This window comes from Methylocaldum sp. RMAD-M, assembly GCF_017832375.1.
Taxonomy (GTDB): Bacteria; Pseudomonadota; Gammaproteobacteria; order Methylococcales; family Methylococcaceae; genus Methylocaldum.
The window spans coordinates 115,007-138,264 of sequence record NZ_JAFIBZ010000006.1; the positions used below are offsets into that span (position 1 = coordinate 115,007).

The window sequence follows — 23,258 nt, forward strand, 5'->3', positions numbered from 1 at the left end:
CTACCGGTCCAAAGCGGTGTCCAAGCGCGCAAAAAAAGCGTCTATCGAAAAGCGCTCCACGTACCGACGGGCGTTTTTGCGAAGATGCTCGCGCAGTGCCTGATCGCCACCCCATTGCAGAACGGCCGCCGCGAAATCGACAGGGTCGTCGCAAATTTCGAGGGGGCTGTCGTCGGTCGGGGGAAAACCTGCGGCTCCCACGCTGGTCGTAATGCAGGGCAGACCGAACGCGAAATAATCCAGCATCTTGATCTTCATGCCGCTCCCGGCGCGCACCGGATTGATGGCGAAAAGCGCGGTTGCGGCGAGTTCCGAGAGGTCTTGAACGCGGCCGTGCAGAACCACGCCCGGAATGCCGGGCTTGAAGGCGAGACACGCCTCGCCCGCCACGTCCAGGATGAAATCGTTCCGCACCTCGCGCACTCGCGGCCAGACGTTCTCCAAAAACCAGCGGAGTCCGTCCACGTTGTGCGGCGCATGGCTGCCGAGATACAGAATGCGGGACTCCGAGGCGCCCCGAGGCTTTATCGGCCTCGCGTCAACTGGCGCCGGAAGAGCGACGATCTTCGCTATCGGCATCAGATTGCCGAGGTCGAGGGCGTCTTCGTCGCTGATCGCGAGCAGCACGTCAAAGCCTCCGAGCATGGCCTGCTCCTGTTCCGGGGTCACCGGGGGAACGGCGGTTATGCCGCGAGCCTCCAGGGACTGGCAGCGCTTGTAAAAGACGTCGTGGGCGATCAACAGCGTGCGGGTGCGGTTCGGCAACCAGTTCACGATCCGCGCCCGGAAAATGGTATCGACGAAGACATAGTGGGGAGCTAGTCGGGCGAACAGCGGCGCCAATCGGCGCAGATCCGGTTCGCTCAGGCAGCGGCCGATAAAGACGGCTTTGCTCTGCGATGCGCCGCGCCAGTTCGCCAGCCGTCGGGCCCATGCGCCGCCCACGCTATCGAGCAGCCAGCGGTAAACGGACCGAATCAGGGCCCGTGGGTGTGTGACAAGGCGCCACTCCCCCAGCCGAACCGTTCCGGGCACGTGAATCTGGAGTCTTGTGCAACCCAATCGGCGCCGGGGGCGGAATATCGGCGCCGGCAGGCGCGGTCCGCTGATCACCAGATGCGCCTCGAACTCCCGTGACTCCAGGTATTTCACGAAAGCGTGGTTGTAGGTGGAATACCCGTTCAGGCCCGGAACCGGCAAATCCTCGCACAGAAAAACCGCGACCGGACGCAGACGTTCGGTTTTAGGCGCGCTCATTTCAATTCCCACTGCAGCAGAAGCTTGCGTTGGACCGGCAGGAAATTGTCGTCGGACACCGCCGTGACGACGGTGATTCCGTTTTCGTCGCGATGGGCGGCGATACCTTCCATGTTGTCGATCTCGTGAAATAGCCGATTGGCTTCCAGAACGGGGGAGCCGTCCGAAACCGCTCCGGGCCGTATGTCGGTTGCCGGGATGCGGCGAAGACGCATCTTGAAACCGCCGAGCAGCGATAGCCGCCGCTCGAGCAAGAGCAAATCACCTTCCGGGAGAAAGACGGCGTCGCTGATGTCGTAGCCGTCGGTCAAGCGGACCTTGAGTTCCAGCGCCGTCCCTTCCTTCAGAATCCAGGCCGGAGCCATGTCGCGACCGGTTCGGTCCCGCTCGGCAATGGCGAGGAGCGCACCGCCGAAATCATGTCCGGCGGGAATCGCGACCAGAGCTTCCAAGCCGCGACCTTTCGGCAGTGCCACAATGTCCGGAGGAACCGGCAGGAGCCGACCGTGGCGCCGGAGCAAGTCGGATGTCGGCTGGAAAACGGCTATCCCGTTGCGGTGCCCTTCGAATCCCAGGTAAGCGGCCTCGGCGGTCAGCTCGAGAGACTCGATGTCGCCCTTGCCGTTTTCTCGGAGTGGTTTTCCTTCGGGCCCAAGAACCGACGCCATCACCACATCGGCGACGCCGCTCGGACGGCCCCGGTCGTACAAGAGACGGCCTTGTACCCAATAGCCGGCATCGGTGACTGCCGCAAACCCATGGCCGCGGTCCGTCATCCGCAGGCCGGAAATTCCGCCGAAATGCGGGGCGCCGGATTCGAGCACCAAGCCGCCCCGAAAGACCAGCGGCGACGCTGCGGTTTCCGCGATCTCGATTTTTGAAAACTCGGCGATCGGGTGCGCCTCGACCGGGATAGGCGTAAGACCCGGCAAGGCTACCGTGGGTTTAAATCTCAGAAAGCCGGCCCAGGCGATCGCGGCGGCCAACACTGAGGCCGCCGCGGCCGTTACCCACCATCGCCACCGCCGTGCGACGCCGTATCCGGTTCGTGGAGAAGCTTGCGTCGGACGGCGCGTATCGCGAAGCCGGTCGCCGCTGGGCACGATTTCCGTTACAGCCGCTTCGAACCGTTTTCTCATGGGCTTCGTCACGAGCGCGCCGGGTGGCTGCATCGGGCCGCCTGGGCGAGTCTCAGCGCCCGTGAAAAAGCGGGCCAGGCCAGTTCGCGGCGAAGCAGCAGATAGATGCCCACCAACACTTTTCGCACCGCCTGCAAGGCGACCGCCCGGCTCGAGGCCGCGCTTCGAGACAGCGCGTACAGGCTGCCGGCATAGTAATGTCCGATCAACCAACGATGAGGGTCGCGGTGCCCGACCAGAGAGGCGTCGAACCAGACGGCTTTTTCCCCGGCGGCGACATAGGCGCGCAGGGCGTAATCGAGGTCTTCTCCGCCGTTGATCGGCGCTCCGACCCCCAGGGACTCGTCGAAATAACCCGTTTGAGCGGCGCGAGAGGCGCGCATGAACAGCGTATTGGACGAGGCATTGGCAACGAACGCCCTAGTGCTCGCCGGCCGCGCGGCGCGCAGCTCCAGCGGCAGGGCGGAGAGCGTCGAAGGCGTGGAGGAATACCGGCATATAGCGAGATCGAGCGAGGCGTCTCCCCCGAACAAGGCCAGCATGGCTTCCAGCGTGCCCTCCGGGTACCAGGCGTCGTCGTCGGGAAAAGCGACCATCAACGATCGCTCGAACATGCCGTCTTCGCGCGCCGAGCTCAGGAGGAGATTCCGCGCCTTGGAGAGCGAAACTCGATCGGGAATGGTCGTTACCCGGATATAGTCCGGCAGATCGGGCAGCGGCTGGCCGGGAGCGTGCCGCTGCAGCAACAGGTATTGAACGACCCGAAGGCCGGACGTCGCTATGGCGCGCTCTACGCTCCGGACCATGCGCTCCAGTTCGTCGTGACGTCCGCCCGCACTATCGTTGGTGGTGAAGAGCAGGGCGTCCACCTCCGCGTAGCGCCCTTGCTCGGTCGCGGGAACGGCATTCATGAGCGCTCGCTCCGGAGAGTGCGCGCTTCGCTGGACGAAGCGCGCCGACCGGCGCGACGCATCAGCGCGCGATCGTAGGCGGCCAGAAGGCTGGAGACCTGGTCGGGCCAGCGAAAGTACGTGCGGGCCCGCTCCAAGGCGCGCTCGGCATGGTTCCGGCGCAAGGACTCGTCTTTCAGGAGAGCCGCCAGGGCGGATGCCAGCCCCTCGGGCGTATGGTCGGGCGCGTAACGGGCCGCATCCCCGAGGAGGCGCTTGGTCTCCGCTAGTTCAAAGGCGACGATAGGCATCCCCAAGGTAGCGTATTCGAACACCTTGCACATGCTGATTTTGTCGTTGTATGTGTCGTAAGGATCGGGAATGACGCCGATGTCGAAGCTGGATAGGGCGGCCAACAGCGCTTCCCCGGACAGGAAACCCGTGAATTGGCAGACATCGGCTACGCCCAACGACTGGGCCAGTGCTTTCAGCGAGGCAAGCTCGGGGCCGGCGCCGACGAATCTGCAAGTGAATCGCGGCAGCCCGGATTCGTTGCGCAGCGCCGCAACGGCACGAATCAGGTTGTCCACCCCATCCTGAGCGCCCATGACCCCTACGTATCCGACCGTGATCGTGTCTTCCACGTCGGTTTTCGGCACCCGTTTGAACTTAGTAAGGTCCGGCACGCCGTACACGGTAAAAACATCGTCGGGATACTTGCCGCCCCGATTTATGGCCAGTTCCTTGAACGTTTCGTTGGCCGAGATGACCACGTCCGAAAACCGGAAGGTCAGTTTTTCGAAGAGTCGCAGCAGGGCGTGCATCGGGCCGCGTTTCTTGAACTTGGATTCGTAGAGCTCCGGACAGATGTCGTGATGATCGAAGATCAGCGGCCGGCCGAGCGCTTTATAGGGCAGGGCAACCAGGAACAAAAGATCGGGCGGATTGGCGATGTGGATGACGTCGAAATCGTGGCGTCGAAACACTTTGAAGGCCAAACGCGTTTCGTGGAACAGCGCCGCGCCGTATTCCAATAAGAAGCCCAATGCGCCGCTGGCTTCCAGGGGCAGGGGATGGCGGTAGACCCGGATGCCGTCGATCACGATTTCCCGTTCCGGGTGCCTTTCGGTGGCCGGGCAGATCACCGTAACCTCCCAACCGGCGTCGCGCAGTGCGGTCGCCTCCTGCCACGACCGCCGGTCCAGCGGCAGCGGAAGGTTTTCGACAATCATTAGACAACTTGGCATTTAAACCCCCGGTGAATGGTCATTTTTTCGCTCCTCTCGAATGCGATCTTCGTTTGCGGTCGTTAAGCGAAATCGTTTTCCGCCATCATGCGACCTTGCCTTTCGTCGGCCCCTTCCAGGCGACCGAAGGGACCTGCCACCACGATGTCGGTTTTGATGACGCGGGCCGGATTGCCTGCTACGACCGTCCGGGGCGGCACGTCGCGCGTGACCACCGAGCCCGCTCCCACGATGCTTTCGTCCCCGATCGTGATCCCAGGCAGAATGATGCTTCTCGCTCCCACGAAACACCGGCGTCCGATCCGGGTGTGAGTATGAAAGCCGCGGGTCAGGTCGTGCGCGAGAATGGCGACGTCGAAAGCGATGTAGGACTCCTCGCCCACGTGGATCCCCTTGGGATTGGTCAGATCGAATTTGGTCGACAGCGAAAACTGGCTGGATGGATGGATATCCATGCGAAAGACCTTCACCAGCCAAAGGCGCTTGAATTTGACCAGGTACAATCGGACCCATCTGAGTTTGCCGAGATTCATCTTTGACGTTTCTCCTGGATACTTGCTTTTTTGAGGTGAAACTTTGGCGATGTCCTGGGTCAGACCCTGTGCGGCGGGTCGAGGGCGGGCTCGGCCGTCCGAAACGGTTGAGGACTGTACGATTCGGGAGATGGCGGAACCGGTTCGCGGCGGTCGCAGGAACCGAAGAAGGCAACCACCAGCGCCATGAAGATTTGAGGCACGCTGAATGTGTTGTCGGTTGACGAATAAACGAAGAAAGCCGCAGCGACCATCAGAAAAGCCCACTTTTTCGTCACAAGAGGATCGCGCAGCAGGTTCACCAGCATGGCTATGAAGGCGCAGCCCATGAGCAATGAGCCGACATAGCCGACCTCCACGGTGAACCGAAGATATTCGTTGTGCGCGGCGACCGTGTGCGTCGTGGTGGACGTTCTAGCGGACAGGATATCCATCTGGTGTCCCAAGCCGACGCCGAAATAGGGAAAGCGGTGTACGTAGGCTTTCAGTTCGTTCCAAATGATGTCGCGGCCGCTCATCGCCTCGGACGACACGCGGGTCATCAGTTGGTCTCCCATGAGGTAGAAAAGTCCGGCTACCACGACGCAGCCGTAAAGAACCATCAAGATTCTGAACACCGCGGACCGGCTTTCCATGAACAGCATCGCGCCGGTAACGCCGAGCGCGAGCGCCGACGGCATACGGGAAGCCGTGAGCATGGTGATTCCGGCATTGACGAGGGCAAGCAGGAGATAACGCGAACGCTGCTGCAGGGCGAGGTAACTGGCCGCCACGGCGCCGGTAACGCCGGCTCCCCCGAGAAATGCCGGTCCCATGTTGCCGGCGAGCCGGCGGGTGCCGAGATAATCCGTCATCCATAGATAACTGATGCCCACTGCCTCGTAAATCGTTCCGAGCAACACCGAGACCGGCGGAATGAGGGCTGCGATCAGCAATATGAACTCCCGGTCTCGCTGTTCCGGAAAAGCCGTAAAAAAAAGCAGAAAAGCGATGAGACTCACCAGGCTTCGCGCGTATCGGTTCCAGGAAAAGGCGTCGAACTCGCTGAGAAGACCGCAGACGAAGCTGACGAGGATGATGAAGCCCATCAACACGAGGTTGGCCGGAATGCGCTTGCGGGTGAGCGTGAAAACCAGTCCCGCCAGGATTAAAAACAGTTTCTCGACGGGATTGGCGTTGGCCAGGCCGAGCAAATGTCCCATATTGAGGACCAACACCAGTTGCGCGAGAAGAAACATGCGTCTAAACGCCATGTTCGGCTCCCCTCCCGTCCGGCGTTCGGCGCAATCGATCTTCAAAACTCATTGAGTACCGCGCCCACGATCCGGCAGCCGACGGCGGTCAGCATTTGCCGGAGAAAATCGGTTTCGGAGAAGGGGGTTACATGCTTTCTCACGATCAGCAGGGATGCGCCGGCGCGCGCGGCGACCGTTTGGGCGTCGCTGCTGGCAATTCCGCCGGGCGTATCCAGAAGAACGATGTCGTATGCCGCCGAGAAGTCCCTCAGAAGCGCATCGAATGCGCCGCGGCTGAGCAATTCCAATGGATTGGGCGGAAGTGTGCCGGCCGGAAGCACCGATAGATCGGCGAATTCCACGATGCGGCGGATGCATTCGCCGCCGCCGCGACCCACCAGCAGATCGGACAAGCCCATGCCGTTGCGGCCCAAAGCGAAAATGTCGTGCTGGCTCGGGTTGCGCAGATCGGCATCTACGAGCAGCGTTCGCTGTCCCAGTTGCGAAAATACGACGGCAAGGTTCGACACGGCATAACTGCGCCCCTCTCCGCGACGAGGACTGGTTACGGCCAGGGTTTTGCTCCCATTGCCGTGCCAGCGCAGCATCAGCTGACTGCGTATGGCGCGGAACACCTCCATCTGGGGGCTGAACGGCTGATACGCGGCAATCAGTCGAGTGCTGAAATTTCCCTGCCCCGGCTTCAAATAGCGGTAATCGAACTGTTCCGAAATCGCTCGGTTGATGTCTTCTTCGGAAATCAATCCAAGCCGCAGTGCGGCCTCGCCGAAACGCAGCCCGGTTTCTCTCTGGAGATGCAGCACCCGTTCCGCATCGAGCGGCGAGAGCCTGCCCGATTCCCGCAGGATTTGTCCGATCCGGCGTTCGGCGCCGATGGGTTCCGGGTTAATCTTGAGCGCCGGGGTTTGTGTCATAAAAAGATCTCGTTGGGCAATGAGAGATGGGCGTTTCGTCCCTGCCATCGGGGCGACGGCTGGAAGATTTGCGTGCGGCCTTGGCAATCGAAGCCTACCGGTTTCATGGCGGCTTCAGACCGGAGTTTTGGAGAAAGCCAAACGCCATTTCGGATGGCGTAATTTCGCATCGGTCAAAACCCCTAGCACGGGGAGTCCGAGTGTGATGCTCAAGTCTTCCGGGGAGCGCACGCGGCGATCGAGCAATTCCAGCAGCAAAGCGAAGCTGACCGCCAGAATGACGCCTAGAAAAGCCGCTACCGCGACGTTCAGCAGCACTTTCGGCCGCGACGGCCGCAACGGCGGTTTGGCGGGATTCAAGACGGCGACATTGGTTTGGTTGGCCTCGCTTTCGAGGCGCGTCTGATTGAACCGTTGCAAAGCGGCTGTGTAAGACTGCCGGGCATGTTCGACTTCATGGGTCAGTACCGCGAGTTCGTCCCGCTGCTTGTTGAGTTCCAGTACTCGTGCCTTTTGCGCGCCGAGCGCCGTTCTGAGCTCGTTTTCGCGCATGCGCGCGATGTCCACCGCGGTATTCAGGCTGTGAAGGATGGTTTTTGTCTCGGCTGCCAACTTGCGTTTGAGGCTGCCGGCTTCGGCCACGGCTTGCTGATGGATGGGATGGTTGATGTCGTATTTCTCTCCGATTTCGGCAAGTCTGGTCTCGGCTAGCGCCAGTTTCGCCTTCAGATCCTGAACCACGGAATTGGCAAGCACATCCGGTAAGGTTTCCGGCAAGAAGGCGCTGCCTGCCGCTTCCAATTGATTGCGGCGGGAGATCAGATCGTAGGTGTGCGACTGAGCGGCCACCAGCTGCTTGGAGAGCTCTTCCAGCCGGCTGTTTTCTACGTCCCAGTGTTGGTCGAGAGCGACGATGCCCTTTTCCTGCTGGTATTCGGACAGACTGGCCTGGGCTTTCTCCAGGTTTTCCCGCAAACCCTTGATTTGCTGCTCGAACCAAGCGGCATTCTGGCGCGCCGGCTCGGTCTTGAGTTCCAGGTTGGTCGCGATGTAATTTTCCGCGAATGCGTTGGACAGCGCGGCGGCGAGCGTCGGGTCGACATCCGAATAACTTACTTGAATAACGCTGCTCTCCCGCGACGGTTGAACCTCCAGTTTTTTCAGCAACTGATCGGCCAGCCAGTCGCGAATGTCGCCCGTTCCCTTCGCTTCTTGCTCGAACCGTTCCTTCGATTCCGGCAGATCGGCCAGCTTGAGTCGATCGACGACCTTGAGCGCCACGTTATGGCTGCCGATGATGTTGACTTGGGTGGCCATGTAACCCGGCATCAGCTGCGCCGGCACCGCGATGCCGGTAATGGGGTCCACGCCCTTGTAATCGACGACGAGGGTCGACGTGGCGGTATACGCCTTCGGCAGTATCAGGCTTATCGCGAGGACCGTCAGGGCAGCCGCCAGCGGCGTAAGAACGAGCACCCACAGCCGTGCCCATAGAATCTGCAGAAACTGATTCAAATTCATATCTGGTTACCAATCCATGAAATCCATGCCGAGGACGAAGGCATGCCTTTGCTTCCGGGAAGATTCGCTAAAACCATCGTTCGTCCACATAGATCACATCGTCCTTTTCGATCAGTTCATCCAACTCCGCATCGAGCGTCGTCAACTGATCTTCCGAGGATCTCCGCTTGATCGTGATGCTGCGCAGGCTGCCGCGAGGAGTCACGCCTCCGCCCAATGAAATCGCTTGAGCGACGGACATGTTCCGCTCCAAACGGTATGCGCCGGGGCGCTGCACTTCGCCGTGGATGTAAAAAACCGGGGCACGCGGCACGAATATGACGTCTCCGTCTTCGGCGAAAATGTCTTCCGACGCTTTTCCTTCCTCGAGCAGTTCTTTGAGATTCAGCTCTTCGCGGTAGGTTTGCCCATTCCGAGTTCGGGTCACGATGGTCCGATCGTCTCCTTGCGGATTCACGCCTCCCGCCAGCGCGATCAACTGAGTGACCGTGCTCGCGGTATCCAGGGCGAAACGTCCGGGTTTGTTCACGAATCCCAATACGGCCACTTCGTGACTGCGGTATTCCTGCACCGTGATGTTTACCTGGGGATTGCGTACGTAACCTCGTTCTGAAAGAAGGGTTTCGACGCGAGCTTCCGCTTCTCCGACGGATAAACCGCCCAATTCGATTTCCCCGAGGAGCGGAAACGTGATTTTTCCGCTATCCGAGACACGGGTTTCGGTGGCGAGATCCTCGTTGCCGTAAACCGCAATGCGTACGACATCGTTGGGGCCGAGCAAATAATCGGCCTGCGAAGTCGATAGGATCAGCAAACCGATCAAGCCGATAAAAAAATGCGGGCAAATACCGAAGGGTCTGAACATGTTTTAGTGAATAAAGTTCGAAAATAAGGCTGAATCCAAAAGTCCAAATAATGAGAATCTACGCGCGCCCTTATATTCTTCCGATCAGTAAGCGGTGTCCTGTTTGAGAAAGACACCGGCGGTTCTCAAAATAATCCACAGGTCCAGAGACAGCGACCAGTTCCGCAAATAATCGAGATCGAACTCGATTCGGGCTTTCATTTTCTGCAACGTGTCGGTTTCTCCCCGGAAACCATTGACCTGCGCCCATCCGGTAATACCCGGTTTTACCTTGTGACGGATCATGTAACCTTTGATTTGAGTGCGGTACAGTTCGTTATGAGCCACGGCATGCGGACGAGGCCCGACTATACTCATACGCCCCTGCAATACATTGATAAATTGCGGCAATTCGTCCAGAGATGTCTTACGCAGAAATCGGCCGAAACGGGTAATTCGATTATCGGTCTTACTCGCCTGTCGAACGTTATGACCGTCCTCGCAGACCGTCATCGTTCGGAATTTGTAGACTTTGATTTCCTCGCCGTCGAGGCCGTAACGACGCTGCTTGAAAATGACGGGACCGGGCGAACTCAGCTTGACCCCGATGGCTATCGCAAGCATCAATGGGAAAATCAAAATCAGAATGATCGATGCAAAAAGGATATCGACGATACGCTTCATGACCCGGTTGACACCATAAAACGGTGATTCGCAGACAGCCACTACCGGAATGCCGTTTATATTCCCAAATCGTGCTTGAATGAGATCGAAGACAAAAATATCGGGAACGAAGTAAATGGATGCCGTGGTATCTCTGAGTTTATCGAGAAGATCGAAAATCCGCGGCTGAGCCATCATCGGTAACGCGATATAGATGAGGTGAATGGATTTAGTTCGGACGAACTCCGCCACCTCGTTCATCTTTCCCAATAGATTGATGTGGCTCACGCCTAGACGCTCCGGACTCCTGTCGTCGAAGAAACCGGCGAAGCTGATTCCCAAATAAGGCGCGGACTCGAACTGTCTCGCTAATTTAAGGCCGAGCTCGTTTACCCCGACAATGATTGCTCTGCGTTGGGCATCGCCCTGCGAGACCGCCGATTGCAATGCACGACGAGCCAATAGTTGTACCGCAATGAGCACCAACGGCGTGGCGACAAACCAAGTCAACAGAAGCTTTCTCGAAAAGTCGTCCGACATTTTTGCGGCAAAACCCAATATCGCCAGGAAACCGAATAAAAAGGTCCAACGAGCGAAAATATTGCCGAACGAACGCAAGAGACTCGATTTGAAGTCTAGTTCCAGGTCTATTTCGTCAAAAATTAGCGAGGCGATCAAAAATGTTATTACTAATAGCAAAAAGTAATGCTTTTCGATCTTTAATCCATAAAAGTGGATCGTCAAGATAAAACACCCGACGATCACAATTGGATTTAGAAGACTCTTGACTAATAGAACTGAAGGTCGGTCGATTGCCTGCAAGCCTTTTTCTCCTAAGATCAGCGAAATAGGGTAGCTGTCGTAGGGTGACGTTAATGCAGAGAAGAATAAATGGGTTCGGCTTTCTTGTTGCCGCGTATAACCTGCAATCCGATCAAGGTAATTCCGACCAATATCATGAGCCAGGTTTCTGTGTCGGGTGCGGGCGAGGCATAACCAGCGTACATGTCCTCTTTTCGATTTTTCTTGTAGCGGTCGACGGCCATGGCATCAAGAGAAAGCTCTTGCATTCCTTGGAATGTTATTTCAGATTCATTCCAGCCGTTCTTGGATTTTCGGCCCGGTATGTCAAGTGCAAGGCGGATGGCGTTTACGTTGACAGAAGATAGGAGGCGATAGGAGCTTTTGGCTATGCCGAAGAAGGAGGTTTCAGCAAAGCCTGCTTTACCGGAAGGTGGTATATGAGCGCTAGACTTATCGATAGCGTGGTTCCTTTCTTTGTCGTGATAAGGCGTGCCGAAAGTTGAAGGATAATCACTGAAGTTCTCCGCAGATGCTCCTTTAAACCAGATGAACAACAGGCAAAAAATTATTCTGTAAGAGACGTTTAGAATCTGTCTTAAGCTCATATAAAACCCCCATGTGATGCGTCTAAAGAAAACAGAACTGGATGCTCGTATTCTTATGAAATCCGATATCGATCAGCTAGGCGAAGCATAGGTTGGCTTATTATCAGTCCATTATTGGGTTTTAAATGGAGGAATATTATTCGATATAAATTCAGCGCCGCTGTCGGTGGGCGATAGGGTATTTCCGGAAGGTTCCATGCCGCCAAAATACTCTACGGTTGCGGTCTCCCGGAGCCGGCTCAATTCACGGTTTATCTGCGTTATCCGCCGCTGGTTTGTGAGGAAGGACTCGATCAGGGGAGTGGCCTTATCGTGATCGAGGGGAGCTTCTTTGACCGTCAACAATTGCAACACGAGAAACTCATCTCCGGCCTTGAACGACACGGCATCTCCTTTGTTTAGGCGATCAAATTCGTCTAGTTTCTCCAAGGGTAGATGTTCGGCAGGACGTATTACCGTTTGTAAGGTATGGGGAATATTTTGCTCGTGCAGCCATTTTGACAGGGCGTTGAACCGCACGGGCTGCTTTAGGCGCGAGTCAATAAGCTTGTTGTTTTCAGGCGTTAGGGGGATAGATATTTGCTGGAGTTCGTAGATCTTGCGCTTTTCGAACAGTTGAGGATGGGATTTGTAAAAAGCGCTGATTTCAGCGGGGTCCGGTTTGGCAACCGCTTGAGCAATATGATCGAGGTAGGCCTGCGCGAGAACCTGACGCTCAGCCATCGCTGTAGCAAGCGTGACACGGGGATCACGGTCAAGATGCTTTTCGATCGCTTGTTTTGAAAGGAGTTGTTGGTTTATCAGGCTGTCGATGCTCTTCTCCCAAATGCTTCCGACTTCACTATCGGGGCGCGTGGCCGAACCAGAGAGGAGAACATCGAGCTGACCGACGGAAATGTCATCTCCGTTAACACGGGCCACGATTTGGGTCGTTTTGTCGGACGCGGACTGACTGTCGCATGCACTCAACAACGCCAAAATCGCGTGCGCACTCAGCGGCAGCGATCTCAACCAAATCTTTCTATCCACAATTCTCCGTAAAATCATGAACTCCTAAACTCCTAATCCTGTTTCCAGCGGGGTCGAAATATTTACCGTGTACGAACCATGTAAAGCAAAACCTGGACCATCATCGTTTTTCGGTCCAGTCCTGCGAGGAATGCAGTCTTTGGACCTACGCGCAGAGAGGGTGCGATTACAGCGTATACCGCGGATACCGTCGCTTTGAGCTTCGGGGTTGGGAGTCTGGACACAGCTCTTGAATCGATGGGAAAGGGTTGCGACGGTACGGTGTCTTTGTTTGATTACGCTCAAAAAGAGGTCTTCCGGCAGCGGATTTGTTCCAGTTTCGCTCGTTTTGGAAAGCGTTGAGTCGCTGCAAGACGACATCGCTCGTGAGAGCAGGCTGCAACCGGTCGAATGCGCTTGAATCAACGCGTTTTTCTGTCTAGCGTGCGTCCGAACGCGTTTTCGTCGGGGCAATGGGAGAAATCGTGCCGTCCCTCAAGCGTAAAGGTCATCGGTAGTGTCACAGTTTTGCGACAAGATGGGGCTGTTAATTGGATGCGTATGGCTTCGGCCATCACTGTGAAGGGTTCATGCCTTCGGCGCGAGCGATGCGAGTGTATTTGCGGAAAGTTTTGGTGGGGGCTTGCGACAGAGTTAGCTCCAGGAGTAACCACGACGAACGGGTATTCGATGGAGCCGAGGGTTTAGGTGTTGCCGGACGGCGATAGGACAATGGATAAGTTGTACCTGGAAACGGCAGTTGGAGCTGCGGACCGTGCGTTAGGCCGGTTAGATGGCCTTGCCTGTCCTCAGCCCCGTCGGAAGGGCCTGCCCTGAGCTCGGTCGAAGGGGCACGAAGACGGTGGGCGGCGCGGGCGGCTCAGCCGCGAACCGGCCGGCGAGCGTAAGGAAACAGGTCGCGACTAAAGCGACGTTTGCAATTGAAGGAGCAACGCCGCCTCGGTCGGCTTTTGCAAGCGAAACCCAGGGCGTGCTTCGGCGCGACAGCTCTGCCGCTATTCGGGGGTAATCCCGAACGCCTATCGCGCCTCCTTGTTATTAAGTCGTTTCGCCTTTTTCTCCCTCTTGCGGACGGCGAAGGCGTATACCGAGTTCGCGGAGCTGAGCGTCGGTGACCATGGCCGGAGCGTCGATCATCGGGCACCAGGCCGATTGAGTTTTGGGGAAGGCCATGACTTCGCGTATCGATGTCGCGCCGCTCATAAGCATAACCAGCCGGTCCAGACCGAAGGCCAAGCCGCCATGAGGCGGCGCTCCATACCGGAGCGCATTGAGCAGGAAACCGAATTTTTGTTGGGCCTCTTCGTCTCCGATCCCGAGCAGCTCAAACGCGGCTTTCTGCATGTCGGTACGGTGGATACGTATGGAGCCACCGCCGATTTCAGTGCCGTTCAGCACCATGTCGTAGGCTCGGGAAAGGGCGCGGCCGGGATTCGACTGAAGCTCCTCGAGGCTGCATTTCGGAGCGGTAAACGGGTGGTGCAGTGCGAACCAACGGGCTTCCTTTTCATCCCATTCGAACATGGGAAAATCGACCACCCATAGCGGCTTCCAGCCTTTGTCCACGAGTCCGCGGTCTTGGCCTAGCTTCAGGCGCAGGGCGCCTATCGCTTCGTTGACGATTTTGGTTTTGTCGGCGCCGAAGAAAATGATGTCGCCGGTTTCCGCCTCGACTCGATCCAGGATGCCGCGCACGGCTTCCGCAGGAAGGAATTTGACGATCGGCGATTGCAAGCCTTCGACTCCGGCGCTGCGGTCGACGACCTTAATGTAGGCTAGGCCCTTGGCGCCGTATATGGCGACATACTGGGTCAGATCGTCGATCTCCTTGCGGGACAAATTGGCGCCGCCGGGGAGTTTAAGCGCCACGACTCTCCCATCTGGATCCTTGGCGGGACCGGCGAACACTTTGAATTCCGCTTGTGCGACCAAGTCCGCGATATCGACCAATTCGAGCGGGATGCGCAAATCCGGCTTGTCCGAACCGTAGCGTTGCATGGCTTCCGCATAAGTCAACCGGGGGAAGGGATTGGGCAACTCGACGTGCAAAACGTCGGTGAACAGCTGCCGAATCATGTCCTCCATGAGATACATGATCTGGCTTTCGTCCATGAAGGAGGTTTCGATGTCGAGCTGCGTGAACTCCGGCTGGCGATCGGCGCGAAGATCCTCATCCCGGAAGCAGCGTACCACCTGATAATAGCGATCCATGCCGGAAATCATCAGCAGCTGTTTGTACAACTGCGGAGACTGCGGCAGAGCGAAAAAATGATTCGGGTGAGTTCGGCTCGGGACCAGATAATCCCGCGCGCCCTCCGGGGTCGCTTTGGTCAGGAAAGGAGTTTCGATCTCGTAGAACCCGTGATGATCGAGAAATTGTCTGAGAAAGCGTACGACGTCGCGCCGCATCTTCATGCGATGCTGCATCACCGGACGGCGCAAATCGATGTAGCGGAAACGCAGACGGGTTTCCTCGCTGACTTCGATTTCGCTTTCCAAGGGAAACGGGGGCGTTTCGGCTTTGTTGAGGATTTCCAACCGCGTAGCCAGAACCTCGATTTTGCCCGTCGGCAAATTCGGGTTTTCCGTGCCGGCGGGGCGGAGGCGAACCGTGCCGTGCACTTTAAGCACGTATTCGCTGCGAACCGTCTCTGCCAGCTTGAAGGCTTCCGCATAATCGGGATCGAATACGACCTGAACAAGGCCTTCTCGGTCGCGGAGATCGATAAATATCACGCCGCCGTGGTCGCGGCGGCGGTGAACCCAGCCACAGAGGTCCACGTCCTGATTCAAATGGCTTTCCGTCAATTCTCCACATCTGTGGCTACGCATTGCTATATCTCTAAATTCGAACGACAAAAACGAAAATATTACGGGTCTGGCTATCGATGTACAAGTTTACGAGGCCGCATCCGCAGTCGACTTTTGGGTTTCCTTCTTGGCCGTCGACGAATCCGATTTACCGTCGGAAGTGTCGCCGGCCAGGTTCTTTTTCTTGTCTTTTCCGCCCTTGAAGTCCGTTTCATACCAGCCACCCCCCTTCAGTCGGAAACCGGCGGCCGATACCAATTTATTCAATTCGAGATCGCCGCATGCGGGGCATTCTTTCAAAGGATCGTCGCTGATTTTCTGGATGGCTTCGAATTCGTGGCCGCACGATTTGCATTGGTATTCATAGATAGGCATGGAAAACTCCTCGTTTGGTCTGAAACAGGCGCTTGTAATATGAGGGTTTAGGACGAGTTTTCAAGGACAATGTTCCATGATCCGGGAAACGGCATTTGACCGCTCAGGTGCCCCCAAAAGCCCGATGAATACGGCCGTTTCGCGGATGATAGGCTGTCCGCAAGATTATGGATCAGGCAGGTAACCCGAATAGTCGCTCGATAGCGGTGTTTCCGTGTCCGGCGAGTCGGGATCCGCCGGCTCACCCGCTATGGCATAGGACGCCGAGGCCCATTCGCCTAGATCGATCAATTTGCAGTACTCGCTGCAAAATGGCTTAAACCGATGGGTTTCGCTCCAGGCGACTGGCTTTCGACAACGAGGACATTTAACGATTTTATATGAAAGTGCGTCGGACAAACTCGCTCGTCACAATAAGCAGCAGGTTAACTGGAAAGTAATATCGTCTTGGCATTGGGTCGGCCGTTCAACCGTGTCGGGAATCATGAAGCGCACGGTGAACCGGTGCTTGCCTCCGCTGATTTCCGCAAAATAAGGTTGCGAACGCCTCACGCCTACGCGGAGCAGTTGAAACGGCAGGGTGTGGTCCAGGCTTTTCTGAAAGAAGCCGCCGCTAGCCTGTTCATCGGTCGGTGCGGCGCTGGTCCGTATGAAATTCAGCAAAATATCGATAGCCGAGCGTATGAGACGAAACGGCTCCAACCAACTTTCGAGATCGTGCCGGCGTGTGTGGTCGTCGAGTTTAAGCCAGTAATGAAAGGCCGGTAAATCGAAAGAACAAGTTCCGCCCGGAATGGTGCTGCGCTGAGAGATGCTCTTGAAAAGCTCGTTTTCCATCAGAGAGAGGCCGAGCTTGCCGGGAACCGCATAAAGCTCTTTGCTTAATTTATCGAGCTTCGTCAGGACCTTATCCAGCTTAGCGTGATCGATGTCTTGATTGTGCGCCATTCGCGTCAGCACCGCAGCATGGCGATCCAACTCCTTTAATGTTTCCGACTTCAGATCATTGCGGCTAAAGAGCGTTAGGACATCCAGCAGCGTTGAAATGACTGCCCGACTGTCCCAAATCGAATTGCCGGCCATGAAATGGTCAAGCTGCTGAAAGAGTTGCTCAAGCCTCATGAATACGCGTATGCGCTCATTTAGCGGGAACTCGTAAATAATGGAATCGCTCAAGGCGGGAGTTTCGGCAATCGATAGCATAATAAACAATCCGATCCAGGATTTATGAAAGGGTGTCCGTTGGCGGACACCATTTTCGTTTATCCCGGAGATTAGTCAATACTACCTTTTGCGCTTGCTCTTGTGTAAGAATTATTCGGATTACTGCCCACCGAGTGCGAGATAGAGTTGGTGTAATTCTTCGATACGGTCCGATAGAGCAGCTTCATCGACCATGTTCTCGAGCACGTCGTCTGCTGCTTCCAGCCGTTCGGTGCGGCTGGCTTGGGACGCCATGATTTTCTCGATTTCCCTATCGCTCAATCCATCGCGGAGCCTGACGCGCTGCCGTTGCGTTTCTTCTGAACAATCGACGACCAGCAATCTATCCACGAAATGCCTTTGGCCGGTTTCCAGAAGCAGGGGAACGACCACGATACAGTAAGGTGCCGAAAGAGTCGCTATTCGTCGGCCGATCTCGGAATACACCAGGGGATGCAGCAGTGTCTCGATCCAGCGTTTTTCTTCGGGATCGGAAAAGACGATTTCTCGCAATCTTGCCCGATCGAGACAGCCATCTCTTAGAATCGCAGCCCCGAAGTGCTGCTTGATCGCCTCGAATGCCGGTCGATTCGGTTCGACCAACTCGCGGGCGATGACGTCCGCGTCCAGAATTGGAACGCCCTTGGCGGCGAATAATCTGGCAACCGTGCTTTTACCGCAACCGATTCCGCCGGTCAAACCGATGACAAGCATGGGGGCTCAGCCGGAAATTCCCGCGAAACGCATATAAGCGGCGTTTATGTCATGGCCCCACAGCAGGGCAATCCATCCGGCAATGGCTAAATAAGGGCCGAATGGTATGGGAATGCTGCGGTCGTGCCTGAGAACGGCGATCATGGCTATCCCGATGATGGCCCCGACCAAGGATGAGAGCAGCACTATGGTCGGCAAAAGGCCCCATCCCAACCACGCGCCGAGCATGGCGAGCAGTTTGAAATCGCCGTATCCCATCCCTTCTTTGCCGGTCGCGATCCTGAACAAGTGGTATACCAGCCAAAGGCTTAGATAGCCGAAGATGGCCCCCAGTATACTCGAGGAGCTGTCTGTAAAAATGTTGAACAGGCTAAGAAACAGTCCTGCCCATAGGATAGGTAAGGTAATCGCATCGGGAAGCAGTTGACGATCGAAGTCGATAAAACTCAAGCAAACTAGACTCCAGCTGAGGATCAGTGCCGATGCGGTTTGCCAAGTGAAACCGAAGTGCCAGGCAACGGCGACAGAAATCGCGGCGGTCAGCGCTTCGATGGCCGGGTAGCGAAAGGGGATTGGTATTCGACACCCGGCACATCGTCCTCTAAGCAGTAGGTAACTGACGACCGGGATGTTTTCCCAAGCGCGGATCGGCCGATTGCACTGTGGACAACGTGAACCCGGAACGAGCAAATTGTAGGCCTCGTCCGGCTCCGATTCGGGTTCGAGATCGAGATAGGTTTTACACTCCCGCCGCCAGGTTTTTTCCAGCATTATCGGCAAGCGGTGAATGACTACGTTCAGGAAACTGCCGACCACGAGCCCCAGAACGCCGATGACGGTCAAGAACAAAGCTGGATTTTCGGCCAATAACTGGATGAATGGCGCCACCTCGGAATTTCCTCGATCAGACGACTGAGCCGAGCTTGAATATCGGCAAGTACATGGCGACCACCAAACCGCCGACAACGACGCCCAGGAACGCCATGATCATGGGCTCAAGAAGGCTGCTGAGCGAATCGACGGCGTTGTCCACTTCCTCCTCGTAGAAATCCGCCACTTTGGCGAGCATGCTGTCCAACGAGCCGGATTCCTCTCCGATTGCGACCATTTGTATGACCATGTTGGGAAACAGGTTTGCCTGTCGCATGCTCAGTTGAAGCTGATGTCCGGTGGCGACTTCGTCTCGCATCCGAAGGACGGCATTGGAATAAATGATATTACCGGTAGCACCTGCCACGGACTTCAGTGCCTCGACCAAGGGGACGCCGGCTGCCGACATGGTGGCCAAGGTCCGGGCGAAACGGGAAATCGCCGCCTTATGCAGAATGGTGCCGATCGCCGGTATGTGCAGGGAAAATCTATCGAGGGCCTGATTGAACGCGGCCGAGCGCTGTTTGAGCTTCACGAACACAAAGCCGACGGCAACGAGAACTCCCAATACGATATACCACGATGCCTGTAGAAACCGGGACATCTCGATGACCATTTGAGTAAATGCCGGGAGGTCCGCGCCAAAACCCTTGAACAATTCCTCGAACGTCGGTACCACGAAGATCAGCAGGATGGCCGTTACGATACAGGCAACCACGATGACGGCTGTGGGATAAGTCAAGGCTTTTTTGATCTTGGCCTTCAGCGATTCGGTTTTTTCCTTGTATTCCGCTATCTTGTGCAGCAGCGTTTCGAGAACGCCGGCTTGCTCGCCGGCATGCACAAGGCTGCAGAATAGCTCGTCAAAATAAATCGGATGCTTTCCCAAGGCTTCGGCAAGCGGACTGCCTCCTTCGACGTCGGCCTTGATGCCCATGATCAGTTCCTGCATGCTTGGATTCTCGTGGCCACGCCCGACAATGTCAAAGGCTTGAACCAGCGGTACCCCTGCACTCATCATCGTCGCGAGCTGTCGGCTGAATACGGCGATGTCTTTGGTCGTGATTTTCTTCTTTCGCGCACTGAAGAGCGGTTTGGGCTTTTTCTTGATCTTGATGACTTTGATGCCCTGGCGTCGGAGTTCGGCCTTGGCCGTAGTTTCTGTGCGCGCGGACAGTTCCCCTTTGATTCGCCCGCCGGTACGGTCGGCGCCTTCCCAAATAAACAGAACGAGTTCTTCTTTTGCCATAAGACTTAATCTCGCGTGACGCGGTCGATTTCTTCCAGACTGGTAATGCCCGACTTGATTTTTCGAAGCCCCGATTCCCTCAGGTCCGCCACACCCTCCGCTTTCGCTTGTTCGCCGAGCTGAAGGACGTTCCCGCCCTCCAGAATGATGCGGTTGATGGATTCGGAAATGGGCATGACCTGATAAATGCCGACGCGGCCCTTGTATCCCTTTACGCATTTATCGCAGCCGACCGGTCCGAAAACCGTAAAACTGCCCAGCTCTTCTTCTCGAAACCCGGCTTCCAGCAAAACCTCCGGAGGGAGGTCCTCTTCCTTCTTGCAATGCTCGCAAAGCCGCCTGGCCAGCCGCTGCGCCATGATGAGCAACACCGAGGAAGCGATGTTGAATGCAGGGATGCCCATTTGCATCAAGCGGTTGAGCGTTTGGGGCGCATCGTTGGTGTGCAGGGTGGAAAGCACCAAATGGCCGGTTTGTGCGGCTTTGACCGCAATCTCGGCCGTTTCCAGGTCGCGAATTTCGCCTACCATGATGACGTCCGGGTCCTGCCGCAGGAATGCCCGGAGCGCCTCGGCAAAAGTCAGGCCGGTTTTGACGTTGACATTGACCTGATTGATGCCGGGCACGGTGATTTCCACCGGATCCTCTGCCGTCGAGATATTGCGGTCGGCCGTATTCAGGATATTGAGCCCGGTGTAGAGACTGACCGTTTTACCGCTCCCGGTGGGCCCCGTAACCAGAATCATCCCATAGGGCTTATTGATGGCGCTCAGGAAGTTTTGCTGCTGCTCCGGTTCGAAGCCGAGCTTTTCGATTCCGATTTGGGCCGCGGTCGGATCGAGGATACGGAGTACGATTTTTTCGCCGAATAGCGTCGGACAGGTATTGACGCGGAAATCGATGGCGCGAGTCCTGGACAATGCCATCTTGATGCGGCCGTCCTGAGGGATGCGCCGCTCGGCGATGTCCATTCGCGACATGACCTTCAGGCGCGCCGCGACCCGCCCTGAGAGGTTGACCGGAAGGCTTGTGACCTCGTGGAGCATGCCGTCGTGACGAAAGCGGACGCGGAAGTTTTTTTCGTAAGGCTCGAAATGGATATCGGAAGCGCCTTTCTTGATGGCGTCGAGGAGAAACTTGTTGACTAATCGGACAATCGGGGCGTCATCGATATCCGAGGATTCGCCTTCGGAGGGCTGATCGATTTCATCGCCGCCGGTAATCCGGAGATTGTCGAGATCGGCATCCACCAAGTCTTTGAACGAGATGTCGGCTGCTTCCAGGGCCTGGTCGATCATCCGCGTCAGTTTGTCTTCCTCTACGATGACGCTTTCGGTGCTGGACCGGGTGTGAAATTTGATCTCGTCCAGAGCTTGGAGATTGGTGGGATCGGCGAGCCCGAGATACAGGCGGTTCCCGCGCTTGAACAGCGGCAGGACATGGTGCTGGCGGATCAGCTTCTCGCTGACGGCCCTGGTCGGCATCATGTCCGGAGATATCGCATCCAGGTCGAATAGAGGAATTCCGTATTCTTTGGATGCTACGCATGCAATGGATAGGCTATCGAGAATCTTGTTGCCGACCAGATAGCTTACGAAATGGGTTTTTTTTTGAAGAGCGCTGTCGAGATGAAGATGTGCATCGGATTCCGTCAACAGCCCTTCCTTGACCAGGCTTTTGGCCAGTCCGCTGAGTTGCAATTTCGTCGCCGTGATTGCCATGAGATTTAATGCTACGGACAGCTATGCATCGCATTGTTGGAAAGCCTCGATAATATTAGTCGATGCATGGGCTTTATCCAGTTTGCTCGGACGGAGCCGCTTGATGGTGAGGATCAGCGCGCTTGAAGAAGCTTCAAGGCAATATTGGCCTGCATGGTCAACTGACGGAAACTGTCGAAAACCTCACGGGTAATCGGTTCTTTGCTGAACGCGCGGTCGGCATAGAAGAGTCCTATGACCCGCTTGTCGTAGCTGACCGGGGAGAGGCAGCAGTCGTGCTGGCCGAACTGCGCAATGACCTCTCCGGTAAATAACCGCTGTGTTTCGGTGTCGGCACCGCGAGCCCAAAAATACTCGTTCTTCTCCAGCACGTTCGAAAAAATGTTGGGCGACGAACCGGCAATGCCGATTTGCAGTTGTCCGCGCGATTCAACCGACGGCCAGCCGAGCGCGAACTTTTCCTTGAGACGTTTGCGATCGGGCGTTAACAGCGCGAAAAGGACCCGATCCATGCCTAAAGCCCGATAAATTCCCTCCAAGATCATTTCGAGAACCAGGTTCACGTTGAACTCGCCGCACAAGAGATTGGTCACGTCCTGCATGATTTGTATCAGGCTGGTGTCGTCCCTCGGCGCTAGATCATCGGTCTGACGCTGTTTGCCCGTTGGCCCCCGATCTGTGCCGGGGATATAGGGTGTGACTTGATGGGCTCCGGATTGCTTGGCGAGTCTTATCGCACTTTCCGCGTTATCCTGCAATATCGTGAGCAAATGGCGTTCCGGCTTTCCCGTCAGCTCAGCCATTCGGTAAATGCAGCGCCTGATTTCTTCGGTGTTCCACCCTTGAGGTGAATTTCTGGCGACTTGATAACCGAGCTTGACGTACTCCGTGCGGGGTGAGTTGCCGGAAAATGCCTCTTCGATCAACCCGCCAAGTCCCCACGTTTTACTGAGGGAGGCGCCGAGATGAATGAGTTGAAATCCTAAAACGGTTTTTTCGGCTTTTTCGGCAGGTATTTTTTGCTGTTCCGTCAGTACCTGAATTTTTTCCCCGGCATCGTGTTCGAAGCACCAAAAGCCGATGTGGCCGATGTTGTGCAGCAGGGCAGCGACAAATACTTCCTCTGGTCGTGGATCGTTAAGCAAGATCGCGAGTGATTTCGCCTGTACTGCGCTGTGCAAGGCACAGGCGATTTCCCGGTTTACTTGGTGTTTGCGTTGTTTGGACAGAACCGTTTCGATGAACGAGCAGGCTAGTGCCAGTTCGCGGATGACATTGAGTCCCAGCAACACGATAGCCCGTGTAACGGTTGCCAGACGGATGCTGCTGGGGTTGTAGTGAGGACTGCTGGCGAACTTCAGCAGCCTGGCCGTGAGCCCCGGGTCTTCGAGAATGATCTTCGAAAGTTCGGATACTCCCGAACGTTTATCCTCGATGACTTGATTAAGACGCTGCGCGGTACGGGAAAAAATAGGCATTTCCTTGTCGCGCAGACAGTTGGTCCAATCCTCCAGAGTTGTCGGGCTTTCTCTTACGTTGGCCGCCGACGTTTCGCTGACTGACGCCTTTGCACCGTCTTCAGGTGTTTCTGCGGCCGGATCATCGCGCATGAC

Annotated in this window: 21 protein-coding genes; all 21 read right to left on the reverse strand. The window is 56.4% G+C overall.

The window, feature by feature from the left end; genetic code table 11:
* Complete coding sequence (locus JOD69_RS08380; RefSeq protein WP_086134092.1) at positions 1-1,257, reverse strand: glycosyltransferase; 1,257 nt, start codon at positions 1,255-1,257, stop codon at positions 1-3.
* Positions 1,254-2,396 (reverse strand): esterase-like activity of phytase family protein, encoded by a 1,143-nt coding sequence (locus JOD69_RS08385; protein WP_168175422.1) that lies wholly within the window; start codon positions 2,394-2,396, stop codon positions 1,254-1,256. The genes JOD69_RS08380 and JOD69_RS08385 overlap by 4 nt, the downstream gene beginning before the upstream one ends.
* Before the next feature lie 8 nt (positions 2,397-2,404).
* Positions 2,405-3,307, reverse strand: coding sequence for a hypothetical protein (locus JOD69_RS08390; RefSeq protein WP_210023887.1), 903 nt, complete (start codon positions 3,305-3,307; stop codon positions 2,405-2,407).
* Positions 3,304-4,533 carry a glycosyltransferase family 4 protein gene (locus JOD69_RS08395; protein WP_210023888.1) on the reverse strand — a complete coding sequence of 410 codons (1,230 nt, stop codon included), beginning with the start codon at positions 4,531-4,533 and terminating at the stop codon, positions 3,304-3,306. The genes JOD69_RS08390 and JOD69_RS08395 overlap by 4 nt, the downstream gene beginning before the upstream one ends.
* Positions 4,534-4,595: 62 nt before the next feature.
* Positions 4,596-5,066 (reverse strand): acyltransferase, encoded by a 471-nt coding sequence (locus JOD69_RS25015; protein WP_077730536.1) that lies wholly within the window; start codon positions 5,064-5,066, stop codon positions 4,596-4,598.
* 59 nt (positions 5,067-5,125) lie between these two features.
* Positions 5,126-6,319, reverse strand: coding sequence for an O-antigen ligase family protein (locus JOD69_RS08405; protein WP_139841059.1), 1,194 nt, complete (start codon positions 6,317-6,319; stop codon positions 5,126-5,128).
* 41 nt (positions 6,320-6,360) lie between these two features.
* On the reverse strand, positions 6,361-7,236 hold the full coding sequence (gene epsG, locus JOD69_RS08410) for a chain length determinant protein tyrosine kinase EpsG (protein ID WP_133718121.1): 876 nt from the start codon (positions 7,234-7,236) through the stop codon (positions 6,361-6,363).
* Positions 7,237-7,350: 114 nt separating this feature from the next.
* Positions 7,351-8,757, reverse strand: coding sequence for a chain length determinant protein EpsF (gene epsF / locus JOD69_RS08415; RefSeq protein ID WP_077730538.1), 1,407 nt, complete (start codon positions 8,755-8,757; stop codon positions 7,351-7,353).
* 67 nt (positions 8,758-8,824) lie between these two features.
* Entirely contained in the window at positions 8,825-9,622 is a 798-nt protein-coding gene (gene epsE / locus JOD69_RS08420; RefSeq protein WP_077730539.1) for a polysaccharide export protein EpsE, read from the reverse strand.
* Positions 9,623-9,706: 84 nt separating this feature from the next.
* On the reverse strand, positions 9,707-11,086 hold the full coding sequence (locus tag JOD69_RS08425; protein WP_245245522.1) for an undecaprenyl-phosphate glucose phosphotransferase: 1,380 nt from the start codon (positions 11,084-11,086) through the stop codon (positions 9,707-9,709).
* Between the two features lie 50 nt (positions 11,087-11,136).
* Positions 11,137-11,673 carry a hypothetical protein gene (locus tag JOD69_RS08430; protein ID WP_133718124.1) on the reverse strand — a complete coding sequence of 179 codons (537 nt, stop codon included), beginning with the start codon at positions 11,671-11,673 and terminating at the stop codon, positions 11,137-11,139.
* Positions 11,674-11,784: 111 nt separating this feature from the next.
* The gene (locus JOD69_RS08435) at positions 11,785-12,702 is read right to left on the reverse strand and encodes an EpsD family peptidyl-prolyl cis-trans isomerase (protein WP_168183803.1); all 918 of its coding nucleotides are present in this window, start codon (positions 12,700-12,702) and stop codon (positions 11,785-11,787) included.
* 1,038 nt (positions 12,703-13,740) lie between these two features.
* Positions 13,741-15,534 carry an aspartate--tRNA ligase gene (aspS, locus tag JOD69_RS08440; protein ID WP_086134098.1) on the reverse strand — a complete coding sequence of 598 codons (1,794 nt, stop codon included), beginning with the start codon at positions 15,532-15,534 and terminating at the stop codon, positions 13,741-13,743.
* A 66-nt stretch (positions 15,535-15,600) separates the two neighbouring features.
* A complete protein-coding gene (locus tag JOD69_RS08445; protein ID WP_077730544.1) occupies positions 15,601-15,888 on the reverse strand; it encodes a zinc ribbon domain-containing protein in 288 nt (95 codons plus the stop codon).
* Positions 15,889-16,053: 165 nt separating this feature from the next.
* The gene (locus JOD69_RS08450) at positions 16,054-16,287 is read right to left on the reverse strand and encodes a DNA gyrase inhibitor YacG (RefSeq protein WP_077730545.1); all 234 of its coding nucleotides are present in this window, start codon (positions 16,285-16,287) and stop codon (positions 16,054-16,056) included.
* A gap of 9 nt (positions 16,288-16,296) precedes the next feature.
* Positions 16,297-17,091, reverse strand: coding sequence for a cell division protein ZapD (zapD, locus tag JOD69_RS08455; RefSeq protein ID WP_240502530.1), 795 nt, complete (start codon positions 17,089-17,091; stop codon positions 16,297-16,299).
* A 120-nt stretch (positions 17,092-17,211) separates the two neighbouring features.
* Positions 17,212-17,805: a dephospho-CoA kinase gene (coaE, locus tag JOD69_RS08460; RefSeq protein ID WP_086134099.1), complete on the reverse strand. Its 594-nt coding sequence runs from the start codon at positions 17,803-17,805 to the stop codon at positions 17,212-17,214.
* A 6-nt stretch (positions 17,806-17,811) separates the two neighbouring features.
* Positions 17,812-18,693, reverse strand: a complete 882-nt coding sequence (locus JOD69_RS08465) for an A24 family peptidase (protein ID WP_086134100.1) — start codon at positions 18,691-18,693, stop codon at positions 17,812-17,814.
* Between the two features lie 16 nt (positions 18,694-18,709).
* A complete protein-coding gene (locus tag JOD69_RS08470; RefSeq protein WP_077730547.1) occupies positions 18,710-19,924 on the reverse strand; it encodes a type II secretion system F family protein in 1,215 nt (404 codons plus the stop codon).
* A 5-nt stretch (positions 19,925-19,929) separates the two neighbouring features.
* Positions 19,930-21,645 (reverse strand): type IV-A pilus assembly ATPase PilB, encoded by a 1,716-nt coding sequence (gene pilB, locus JOD69_RS08475; protein WP_077730548.1) that lies wholly within the window; start codon positions 21,643-21,645, stop codon positions 19,930-19,932.
* Positions 21,646-21,758: 113 nt separating this feature from the next.
* Positions 21,759-23,255, reverse strand: coding sequence for an HDOD domain-containing protein (locus JOD69_RS08480; protein ID WP_086134101.1), 1,497 nt, complete (start codon positions 23,253-23,255; stop codon positions 21,759-21,761).
* Positions 23,256-23,258: the final 3 nt, after the last annotated feature.